The following is an 11,854-nucleotide window of genomic DNA, read 5'->3' on the forward strand; positions in this document are numbered from 1 at the left end:
CGTCTATACTTCTCTGCGTCACTTTCCACTAAATTCATTATTTTAGTGATATAGTCTGTATAGAGCTTGATAGCATAATCAATATTTTCAACGCTCTTAAAGTCAATAACGTCCATATATCCATCAAATGCGGTACAATCTTTTATTTCTGAACGAATAATTCCTAACGCTTTATGCTCACTGCCATAGTCCGCCACTAAGTACTCAGCTATATATAATCTGCTCAATACTCTATCCGCAAAAGCAAGTGAAAATGCTTCTGCACTTTTGTCCACGGACAAAATCTTGCAAGCATATGGCTCTTGTCTTGCAGTTCTTTTAAACTCGTCTGCTGAACTGCACCCGAAATAGCTGTTAAACGCATTTTCATCGATATAAAATATCTTTGATAGTCGCCTATTACAGCCTATCTGAATTTTATACAATAATTTTCACCTCCGAAAGAAAAAAAGCCCCTGACAATCAATCAAGGGCTTATATCTTAAATTCTTCTATTGCGTGAAGCAGCAATATCTTCATCGCCAAATGGAATACCAAGCTTTTCAGAATAGAGCTTTCCGACAGAACTTAAAGTTTGATATGTCTGATAATCATAGTCAAATGTTCCTACCTTAATATGCTCTCCGTTTGATTTAACTCCTTGCAATGTCAAAAGCTCACTATCTTCCTCCAAAACTATTGCACGGCACTGTTTAAACGTTAAGAACATCGTATCATCAACCGCAGGAATATCATCATCAACGATTTTTCTTGCTTTTTTAGATTTTTCATAGAATCGGTTATCACCCTGAACGCTCTTAACGTATTCCTGTAGGCTACCATATTCCAAGCTCAGGTTATCATCATCGTTGTAAATCTTCTCTATATAACTCTCAGGAACACTATAGGTGAACTTTGCAATTATCGTTCCTGAATTATCTCGGATGTAGCTCTTGTCGATAACAGAAGTAACAGCGTCTTGCTTGAAAACTATATCCATATCCCCTGAGTTATCATTCAAGCCTATTTCCGATGTGAGCTTATTGAGTTCTTCTCTCTTTTCCTGATACTCCTTTAACTTCGGAAACTCTCGCTCTGCTATCTCTTTTGACTTCTGCATATTTTTTTGAGCTATTTTCAACTCTTCCTTATGTTTCGATAACAACTGTGGCATATCAACGTCTATAGCATTATCAATGTTATCAAAAACATCTGTGTTCGACACGCCAAGAGAAGTAAAGAGCGTTGCATTTTCGTGCGAAACTATTGTCTTGAAAGAGCCATATCCGCCAAGTGATGAATACTGAATTTGTATTTTAAAACCTCTGTAATCACACACATCAATAGGCTCTTCGCCACCAACTTTTCGCAATGCTTTTACAGCCTTGCCTGCTTCTTCCCTATCTGTTATCTTGTTATCAACTATTTCTACGCAGAAATTCTCAGAACGTGGATATTGCTTTGAATACTCTACTGCATTATCGAATATCTCGATAAACTTCTCTGCTCTTTTTATTTGCGTAGGAATAGTGAATGTTATTTCTTCTCTTGCTTTCATTCTATCAGCTTCAAACTCTGCCTTTTCACGGCACAGATTATCCACCTGAGTTGAAAGCTCGAGCTGTCTTTTAATGCGAGGGTCACCTGTTGCCAAAGATTTTATCTCAGCGTAGTTCAATGCCGCTTCGTCAACATCATCTATCGAACGTCCAAGCGGTTTATTTGTCATGACCTGAGATATAAACTTCTGCTTATACTCAATTGTCTGCCACGAGTAACTATCGAATGTACCCTCTGTTGCATAACGGAAAATTTCGACCTCCTTGCAGTCATTTCCCTGACGGAGTATACGTCCCTCACGCTGTTCGATATCAGACGGACGCCATGGAACATCTATGTGATGAAGTGCGCATAGTTTTTTCTGAATGTTTGTGCCTGCACCCATTTTCTCCGTAGAGCCGATAAGTATACGCACTCTGCCCTCATTCACATCTTCAAAGAGCTTTACCTTTTCCTTATCATTTTTTGCGTCATGAATGAATTTTATCTCTTCTTCAGGAATACCAAGAGCAATAAGCTTGCTCTTGATATCATCATATAGGTTAAAACCCTTTGACGGCGTAGAGCGGTCAAGGAAAACTACCTGTGTCAGGCTATCATCTTTTGTTTCTTCCCATTTGTTGAAGATGTTATTTACCGCCATATTAACCTTGCTGTCAGGATTATCTTCCACAGTTGGGTCGACAAGTCGCATATCTAACGCACACATCTTTCCGTCATTGGTTATTTTCAGCATATTATCCTTGCTAGGGTCAACTCGTTTTTGATGAACTTCCTCTGCTCTTTCGCCACAATCAAAGATAAATAGTTTCTGTTCCTCTGACGGCTTAGTCAGGCATATCGTATACTTGCCGTTTTTCAGCTTTGGCACTGGTAACTTCAATGTTTCTGCTGTTTGGATATCTGCCACTCTGCGATAGATACTCATCAATTCAGGCAAATTTTTAAACGTTGAGCAACGTTTTTTGGCTCTCCACGAGTTACCTGTAGGAGATAACTCTATATTTGTTGTCACTTCTGCAAAATCGGCAACCCATGAATCGAAATGCTGTAGACCTTTTTCTCTGAGATAATCAGGCTCGAGATATTTTTTCATGACATACATTTCAGTAAGTGAGTTTGAGATAGGCGTACCAGTTGCAAATACAATGCCACGATCCAATCCATTCTGCTTTTCCTTAATGTACTGAATTTTCAGGAGCAAGTCCTCACTTCGTTTGGACTCAGTCGTTTGTATGCCTGCAATCCTTGACAGCTTTGTGTTTATGGAAAGATTTTTGAAATTATGTGCTTCATCAACAAAAAGTGCGTCAACGCCAAGGTTTTCAAAATAGATATTATCGTCCTGCTCAGTATCATATTCAAGATTTTTAAGTCTTGTTTCTAACTGCTTCTTCTTTTTCTGAGCGTCCTTAACAGACAGATTATCGTCATCATCAGAACTTTGGATAATGTCTATAAGCTCATCTATCTGCTGTTGATAGTATTCTTTTCGCTTTTCAGGCGAAATTGATATCTTTGCAAAAGTTGAATAGCCCATTATTACTGCGTCATAATCTCCTGTTGCTATTCGATTAACAAACGCTTTTCTCCTGCTTTTCTCAAAATCCTCTGATGTTGCAAGAAGAATATTTGCGTCAGGATAAAGCGTCAAGAACTCTTTTCCCCACTGTCCTATCAGATGATTAGGAACAATAAACAGCGGTTTATTTGCAGCACCTATTCTCCTCATTTCCATGGCAGCGGCTGTCATTTCAAATGTTTTTCCTGCACCGACAACGTGAGCAAGCAATGTGTTTCCACCATACAAAACTCGTGCAACTGCATTTTTCTGATGATCCGCAAGCTGTATTGAACTTGTCATTCCTGCAAAAAACAGATGTGAGCCGTCATACGTTCTTGCACGTTCTGTGTTATACTTTGCGTTGTAGATGTTTTCAAGGTCCTGCGTTCTATATGCGTCTGTCCATACCCATTCTTTGAATGTTTCCTTGATTTTCTCAGCCTTGTGATTAGCAGCTATGGTTTTCTCTACGTCTTTTTCTCTGACCTTATTTCCTTTATCATCATAGACCAAGTGACCCAGCTCATCACGCTTATCTCGCCATACTGTGCTATCTCTCAGGTTAAGAGAATTTTCAAGTATGTACATAGCATTTATATCCACTGTTCCATACTCCGTGCTTGTGGACGAGTGATAATTGCCATTGACCTTATTTGACAGTTTCCAATTTGCTGTTGCAGTGTTGTGTTCAACAACTGTACCAATGCCGAAAACCTCTTCTACAAATTGCTCTATATATTTTTCAGGTATCCATGATGAGCCTATCTGAGCTAGTATATCAACTGCTTTGATTTTTTCAGGCTGTACCTTTTCAAGTGCTTCAACGTTTACTTTCAGCTCAGGAAACCTTGATGATAGAAGTTTTGCTTTTCTAAGCTTTTCGACCACATTTCCCGACAAGTATTCGTCTGCCGTCAACCAACCATCAGTAGGCTTAATGTCAGCAGAAAAAAATTCGTCAGGGTCACGATACATAAGTATGCCGTTAAGTCTGTTAATGCACTCGTCTACTTTATATCCTGTTATTTTCGATATATGATTAAGGTCAATATATCCATATTCCGCAAGAGTAGCCTGAAAGCCGTCCTCAACTGTATCACAGTGAGTTATTTTTATTGACGGACGTATTGTTCTTTTCAATAAAATATCTGACTTTTCAAACTTTGGTGTTTCAATGCTCTTAAGGAAATCGAGATTATCGTCCCTCACATATCTGAGAGTGTTGTAAACCAGTTTATTGTTCGGGTCTGTTATCTTGCCGTATTTTACGGAGAAATAATTATACTTGCTTTCAAGACTTATTCTGATTTTCTCGTAGTCCTCATCCGATATGTCTGTGTTTTGAATGTTTACAGCATACCTCAAATCTTTGGCAAGGTCTATCGCAAGAGTGAGCATTCCCTTTTCTCTTTCTGTAAACGCCTTGCCGCTTTTCCTTTTTGCTTCTACAAGAACGCTTCCGTTTCTTTTATAGATATTATCATTAATTGAAACGTAAAATCCGTCAGGAATGTTTTCAGGTGCAGGCAATGCTTCTTCCTGTTTCTGCGTATCGTCTGCTTCAGCGGCTACTGGTCTGAGAGATAATTGTGTATAGCGCACATCTGTATTATTCACTAGATTTTCAACACACTCTGACAATGCGTCTTTCAGACTTTTATCTGAAAAAGGGTCAACTGTCATTTCAGGACCATAAGGACCTGACTTTATTTTTAGCTCTCCACATATCATTTCAGGGTGATTGATAAAATACTGATTTATACGCTGACCATCTTCATTATAGGCGGTATCGACCCATTCACTGAGTTTTGTCTGTGGAAATGACCTCTTCTTCAGAAAGATTATATCACTGACAACTGTTGTGCCTGCAGTAGCTTTAAAAGCCGTATTCGGCAACCTAATTGCACCGATAAACTCAGCTTTTTCGTCTATTTGCTTTCTGATTTTACTACTCTGCTTATCCATTGTTCCTTTTGACGTGATAAAAGCTATCACACCATTTGGACGGACCATTTCAAGCGTTTTTAGGAAGAAATAATCGTGTATCATAGCATGGTCACGATTATACTTCTTATCGACTACACTATAATCACCGAAAGGAACATTGCCGACTGCCACATCGAACGTGCCTGCTCTGAGCTTTGCGTTTTCATAGCCACACACCTGAACTTCTGACTCAGGGTAGAGCTGTTTTGCAATCCTGCCTGATATGCTGTCTATCTCCACCGCAGTAAAGAATGACCTATCTGCAATATTCTCAGGCGCACAGCCGATAAAGTTTCCAACGCCTGCGGCTGGCTCAAGTATTTTACCGCCACTAAAGCCAAGCTCTGACAACGCTGTATACATTGCGTTGATAACAACAGGCTGTGTGTAATGGGCATTAAGCACCGAGCCTATGGCATTTTGATATTCTTCTTCCGTAAGAAGATTTTTCAGTTGTTCATACTCCTGCGACCACGAGCTATTATTTTTATCAAACGCTTCAGGGATACCGCCCCAACCAACATACTCCGACAGCACTTGCTGTTCATCTTTGGTTATGTTGCGATTTTCTTCTTCAATCTTTTTTAGAAGCTGAATAGCTGTCACGTTTCTATTGAATTTCTGCTTTGGACCTCCAATGCCTAGCTGTTCGTCAGTGATAACAAAATTTTCAGATAAAGAGCCGCTATTGACCGAGCCTTCATCATCTATTTTAACAAAGTTGTTAGGCTTAGTTGCCAATGCTTCAGACTCAACTATCTCCTTTTCCCTCACCGCTTCAAACTCGGCAATGACCATTGACAAGTCCTCATCATGAGAAATAGGATACCAACCTGTATTATAGTCAAGGAGCGTAACTGTATTTTTCTCTTTGTCGATTTTTGAAATCGTGTAATGGCGTTCGCCATAATCTATTTCATCACCAACTGCAAAAGGTATCTCAACTTCCGTATCTTCCAATGTCGAATTTTCAAAGAAAGAGAGTTGTTCTGCATTATTTTCCTGCTGCATACCCTTGACAATATTGCGACTTTGGTGTATAATAATATTGAAGTCAAGATTGTTTGTTAATTCGGAGTATTGTTCTCCCCATCTCTCAAACATTGCTTGGCTTTTTTGTTTGTCACAAAAAAGGAGATTATCAGATTGAACTATTCTCCTAAAATACTCAGAAAAATTATTTCTCCCATACACACTTGTAATGAAATTAGAGCTGACATTTTCAACTTCATATCTACCCTCGCCATTTGGCTTTATGCTCGCAATTATCGGATTATCACTCTTGTCAACTTCTGATGTTACAACAATGATACTGTCTTTACGATTTGGAGAATCAATAATCATTACAGGGTGCGAGAGAAGTTCTGGTAATCTTTTTATCTGCTCAATTTCAAGACCATGCCGATGATTTTTTTCATCAGGCGGTAAAATTGCATTTTTCAAATGCTTTTGTGTATACAGCATAGGCAGCTGTTCACAGCCAACATCAAGCAAGATTTGTGGAGTGTCACATACTTTTAAGCTTGTATAGAATGGTAATACTCCGCCTAAAGCTTCATCAACCTGTTCTGCAAATGATTTTTCAGAGCCGTTATCATCAACAACCTTGATGTTATCAGGGTCATTATCAATCATTTCAATATGCTTTATAATGACATAATCATCATCCGTTTCAGCTCCGAGAAGAAGTGCTTTTGCCGTTGACTGTATAAAGCTTTCTTTGTTATATACAGCGTCATAGTCTTTGAAATATTCAAAAAACTGATTTTTTTGATTATCTGAAAAAGAGGAAATAAACTTGACAGCTACCCTATTTTCTAGGTCAACTTCAACTGCGTACTCACCGCTCTCTTTCTCAACAACATTAACAATGTTATCTCGTTTTTGCTCAATGATATACTCTCTCGATACACCATTTTCGGAAATAACGATCGTATTGTCCTCATCTTCTGTATTGTCAGCGGTAATACTTTCACTTATCTTAATATCATTTATTTTCGAAATGATTCCGTCAAGTATACCTGCAATATTGTTTCTATCAAAACGCTGATAATCTATATCGTGAGAGTCAAGCAGTGTATTTATCTCACCGTCTTTTTTGATACTTTCTTCAAGATTATGAATTCTGCCCTCTTGCTCAAATTTGACAGACAAGTCACGCTCAACAACAACATTATAGTTGTTATAATTCTCATATTGAGAAAAAACGCTCTCTATATACTCAGGTGCATTTTCTTTAAGATAGACTGTGTTAAGCAAAAGAGGCGAATCGGTGACTACCACATCTACATTGTCTAGCATTATATCCAGACGCCTTTTTTGTTCTGAAAGTATTTTGCTTTGATTTTTTAGAGTTCCATCAAGGTGTTCAAAGTCCTTGGCATATACAAGCTCTTTTGCAACTTCGGAAACATAATCAGCGTGATACCCCAGTTTCTTTAATTCGGCAACAAGTTGTAATGCAGTTGTTGATTTTCCTGCACCTGGACCACCATAAATATTAACAATAAGCGTGGTGCTTATAGGTTTAATATTGTCCTCACTCTCATTTTTGTCCATGGACAAAACATTCGCAAATGTTATCTCTTTTTCGTGTATGTTTATTGCTCTGACAGGTTTATACGCCTGAGTTGAAATATTATTGAACCAAGTATCTACAAAAGAATTGCAATTATCCTGTTCGTCACTGTCTGGTTCATACGTTTTATATATGCTCATGCCGTCCTGTTGATATGAAATTGCAGTAAGTGTTTTATTTTTACTATCAATATCAAACACTATTTCAGGGTCAACCATTAAATCGCCATTCTGCTCATAGTAATGTGCCATTGCTACAGAATTGCTACCGATTTTGTCTAAGGACAAAGTCATAAAGCCTAAGTCGCTTTCAAGCTTGAGATATTTATAGTCCGTCAGAAAATCAGGAAACAGCTCGACAAACTTTGAATACAGTCTTTGCTGTTTCATCGTGCTTGCGGAAATAATATTACCACGGTATTTTTCAGTTTCTTTTTCTTCTTTTTCAGATGTTGCCTCTATGGTGTTGCTTATGGCATACTCGTTATCCCTGATGAGCTGCTTAACATAGCCACAGGCAGTACGCCAGTTTACACAGTATAGTTCCGCTCCATTAGCGTCAGCAAAGACAACGCCCTTGGAAGTCGCAGACCATTTGACTACATCAGGCATTTCAGCAAGCTCGATAGGGTGTGAACCTTTATATACAGCATAGGTATACCGCATAAGCACCTTAGCTGACTTGTTGATGTTATAGAACTTGATAACTGCCTGCTTATTAACTTTTTTATAATCCGCCTGAAAAATCTGTTTAAGCACTGTTTCCTGTTGCTCAGCGGTAAGCGTCAGACGTTCAGCTTTTTCAGGAACTTCTACAAATTCATTGTAGTCAGGCTCAGGCTCAACCGTATCATCAGGCTCAACAACATATCTATCATCTTCTTTTTCAGATATATCATTTTCCGTTTCGATATCAGCTTTATCTGTCACTGTTGTTTCTTCAACTGTGACTTTCTGCTCAAACTCTGAAATATCATCATTGACAATTGGCTTACGCATAGCCTGTCTGCCCTGAGCTTCTTCCAGTGACACAGTTTTTACAAGCTGTTTTGCAGTTCGGCAAAAGACATTGACATAGACTGCCGCAACAGTACCTACAAGCTCCTGAGCATTTTCATTGATTACAGGGAAGTTTGAAAAATCGTACTTGTACTGTTCTTCAATGACGTTTAATCTTTCGCATACTGTATATGTAACTGTTTCTGCGATCAGCTCACATAATTCCGTTGAAAGCTGTCCTGTTGGTGACTTTGGGTGTGAATACACCGACTCGAAAACATAATCATAAATGTTATTATGAAAGGTTTTCTCACCACGATCTGCTCTTGTTTCACTACCATTCTTTTCGTACATCTTATCCAACATATCAAAGATATACTCATTATATGATACGTTGTATTTCCACGGCTTGATATCTTTTCCGTTAGTTTGAGATACATCAAACAAATGTTTCTTTATGCCGTTTTTGTCATAAATGGTCATTGACCTTGTACCACCATTGATACGAAGTCCAATATTGCTCCATACCTCAAATGGAGCTACAGCCGTAGCATTTCTGTTAATATTGTAAATCTGAAGCTGTTCATCATATGGATAGGCATATAGATTAGACGCAAACTTATGAAATTCGAGCCATTCCTGCAAATTAAATTTTTTCATCTTTTTATAATCCTCCGCAAACAATTCTCTAAAAAGAGTAGCATTTATATGGGTTGTTGCGCAAAAAAAAGAGCCGTATAGCTTTGTAACGGCTTTTTTTATATTATCTTCCTAGACCTCTGTTTTCACCTGTCATGTCAAGCACTTCGTCTTGTCCTCTGCTGTTATCGTATGAGTTCATTCTTTTCATATTTCTCGTATAATTCAGACCATTCACAACACTGTCACGAAGTTCATTGTAGGTTTCCGCCTTTACTGGGTGAAAGAACTCCACATACTCATAGCCTGACGTTTTTTTCTCATTTCTGACCTTACGTTTGGGCGAGTCAAAATATTCACCGCTTTTGCCATTTCTGACCTGAACATTTTCAAGCACAAAACTGTCAGAAAAAATCACAGAGCCAACACCCTCTATATCTTTAACGGAACTTTCAAATATTCTTGCCAAAGTGGGCTGAAACCTGTCATTACCGAACTCCACTGTTGTATACTTGCCATCATTTTTACTGAATGAGTCCATTATAGCCGAATTTAGCACCTTTCGGCTCTCTGCGGTGATAGGGTGAAAAACTTCCTTAAACTCCTTAACATATTCACCCTTATCATTGATAACATAATTTCCGTTCTGGTCCTTTGTACGAACCATCAGTGACGGCAGCGCAATAAAAATCTCATTACTGTCTTGCCTTTCCATTATCTTCACCGACTCAAGCACATAACTGTCATCAAACTTGACTGTAGCATAACCTCTCAACTGAGGGCTATTATCGTTAGTATAATGCGTTGTTCTAACTGAAATTTTCATTGTAATACAGACCTCCTATAGTCTTTTTCCTCTTTTTTGATAGTTTTCCTCCTGCTCCAACTGCCACTCATCACAATCAAAGTCAGAATATTCGTCCACCACTGCGACATTATTCAGTATACATAAACCTGAAACATAGTTTACACAATTTTCGCAACACTTGATATCAAGGTTTCCACAGCTAGTAAACTGACTTATTTTGCGTTCTATTTCAATCACACTTTACACTCCCCCTTTATAGCAATTTCTTTAGCACAGTTATAACATATATGCTTATTTTCTATTTCAAATGGTGCATTAACCTTGCCACAGAAATAGCAATTATGATCCTGTTCATCTCTGTCATTGATAACCAAGAATTCATCATCAAATAATTCTCCTACAAGTGTCTTGTTTTTATCATAGGATTTAAACATGGTATCCGTTAAATCCTGCGGAATAAACACCAAGTAACGATTACCACTCAATGAAACTGCTGACGCATAGCCTGTGTCTAACAGATGAATTTTTTGCGTTTGGTAGTTTTCAGACCATTCTTTCATTTTCATCATACACTGCCTGCACACTGGTTTGCCGTTACATAGTATTCTGCTATGTGTATGCTCTCCGCACACTGCACAAGTATCTGGATTACGCTCATATTTCAGATAGAGCTTATATCCGTCCGTATAAATCTCAACCTCTTTGCAAATTCTGTTAGTATCTATAATTCCTTTTCGTATTCCTGCAAACAGCATTTTTTCTTTATCCTTTTTTGCCATTCACACCGACCTCTCTTTCAAGAATATTTAAGAGCCGTTCCAAAAGCTCCTTATTCTTTCCTGTGTCTGTCATATCCATGATGTTGAGTGCATATCTTACGCCCTCAACAAAGCCCAAATCGTGTGCGTCATCAATGACATTCGCTTGCAGTTCACATTCTTCCTCTTGAAGCTGAATTAATCGCTCTTTCCGCTCTTTGTAGGTTTTCACCCAATGGGTTTGAGCATAATCTGTTTCATAATCATCTTGAAAGCTTATCATGATTTCTTCCAAGATATCAAACTTAGTTTTCTTTGGCGTTTCAGTATTCATGTTGTTTCTCCTTTCGCATATAAAAAGAGCGTATGAATTTCTTCACACGCTCGTGTTTGCAATTTTAAGTTGTGTGTCATTTATAACTTCGGTGAACTTATATGTTCCAACAGGAAGTCCTTTTATATTGATAACTCCACATTTATCAGCAGAAATATACGGGAACTCCACAACTTTTCCGTCAGAAGATATTTCCTTCAAGTTATACATCTGTGGTCTATCACTATTCCTTTTATGTAGTTTTGCAAGCTTTGAGAAGAAATGTTTTTTCATTGCTTTTACTCCCATTCTATAGTTTTTATTGAATACCCATATTTGCTTAGATACTCCAAACACGCCACATAAGGATTAAGAAAAATATCTTGTGGCAATGCTTTTTCATCAATAGTGATTTTATTTATTTCCTGTATCACATCGTTGAATATCGGTTTTAAAATTTTTTTATAGGAAACGATAGCTGCTGTCTTAAACCACAAAAATGTGTTTTCATTTATTAAAAGACCAATTTCTATGCTATTGCCATTTTTAGAATAACAGTTTCTTCGTATTCCGAATACTCTTTGATTACTTTGGGGTCTGTAAAAAATAATCAGGCTTTCTTCGTTTGTTTCGGCATACACGGCATGAAACCCATTCTGCTTGAAGTGTTT

Annotated in this window: 8 protein-coding genes; all 8 read right to left on the minus strand. The window is 38.0% G+C overall.

Annotated features, from left to right (window positions below; genetic code table 11):
- Nucleotides 1-425 (minus strand): hypothetical protein (locus QVO88_RS09950; protein ID WP_288177980.1); only part of this gene is annotated, 425 nt, incomplete at its 3' end.
- A 56-nt stretch (nt 426-481) separates the two neighbouring features.
- The gene (locus tag QVO88_RS09955; protein ID WP_022288330.1) at nt 482-9,325 is read right to left on the minus strand and encodes an SNF2-related protein; all 8,844 of its coding nucleotides are present in this window, start codon (nt 9,323-9,325) and stop codon (nt 482-484) included.
- A 103-nt stretch (nt 9,326-9,428) separates the two neighbouring features.
- On the minus strand, nt 9,429-10,130 hold the full coding sequence (locus QVO88_RS09960; protein WP_022288331.1) for a septation protein SpoVG family protein: 702 nt from the start codon (nt 10,128-10,130) through the stop codon (nt 9,429-9,431).
- A 15-nt stretch (nt 10,131-10,145) separates the two neighbouring features.
- Nucleotides 10,146-10,349 (minus strand): hypothetical protein, encoded by a 204-nt coding sequence (locus QVO88_RS09965; RefSeq protein WP_022288332.1) that lies wholly within the window; start codon nt 10,347-10,349, stop codon nt 10,146-10,148.
- The gene (locus tag QVO88_RS09970) at nt 10,346-10,891 is read right to left on the minus strand and encodes a hypothetical protein (protein ID WP_022288333.1); all 546 of its coding nucleotides are present in this window, start codon (nt 10,889-10,891) and stop codon (nt 10,346-10,348) included. The genes QVO88_RS09965 and QVO88_RS09970 overlap by 4 nt, the downstream gene beginning before the upstream one ends.
- Nucleotides 10,875-11,204: a hypothetical protein gene (locus QVO88_RS09975; RefSeq protein ID WP_022288334.1), complete on the minus strand. Its 330-nt coding sequence runs from the start codon at nt 11,202-11,204 to the stop codon at nt 10,875-10,877. Before QVO88_RS09975 ends, QVO88_RS09970 begins: the two co-directional genes overlap by 17 nt.
- A 42-nt stretch (nt 11,205-11,246) precedes the next feature.
- Nucleotides 11,247-11,492, minus strand: a complete 246-nt coding sequence (locus QVO88_RS09980) for a hypothetical protein (RefSeq protein ID WP_288177981.1) — start codon at nt 11,490-11,492, stop codon at nt 11,247-11,249.
- Nucleotides 11,483-11,854: hypothetical protein (locus tag QVO88_RS09985; RefSeq protein ID WP_288177982.1), on the minus strand; the 372-nt coding region annotated here is incomplete at its 5' end. The genes QVO88_RS09985 and QVO88_RS09980, both read right to left, overlap by 10 nt.

Source organism: Ruminococcus sp. CAG:57 (assembly GCF_000435935.1).
Classification (GTDB): domain Bacteria; phylum Bacillota; class Clostridia; order Oscillospirales; family Ruminococcaceae; genus Hominimerdicola; species Hominimerdicola aceti.

Excerpts from the sequence above, each read along its gene's own strand:
- QVO88_RS09960 (WP_022288331.1), bottom strand. The coding sequence starts at position 10,130 with ATGAAAATTTCAGTTAGAACAACGCATTATACTAACGATAATAGCCCT.
- QVO88_RS09975 (WP_022288334.1), bottom strand. The coding sequence starts at position 11,204 with ATGAATACTGAAACGCCAAAGAAAACTAAGTTTGATATCTTGGAAGAA.
- QVO88_RS09980 (WP_288177981.1), bottom strand. The coding sequence starts at position 11,492 with ATGGGAGTAAAAGCAATGAAAAAACATTTCTTCTCAAAGCTTGCAAAA.
- QVO88_RS09955 (WP_022288330.1), bottom strand. The coding sequence starts at position 9,325 with ATGAAAAAATTTAATTTGCAGGAATGGCTCGAATTTCATAAGTTTGCG.
- QVO88_RS09970 (WP_022288333.1), bottom strand. The coding sequence starts at position 10,891 with ATGGCAAAAAAGGATAAAGAAAAAATGCTGTTTGCAGGAATACGAAAA.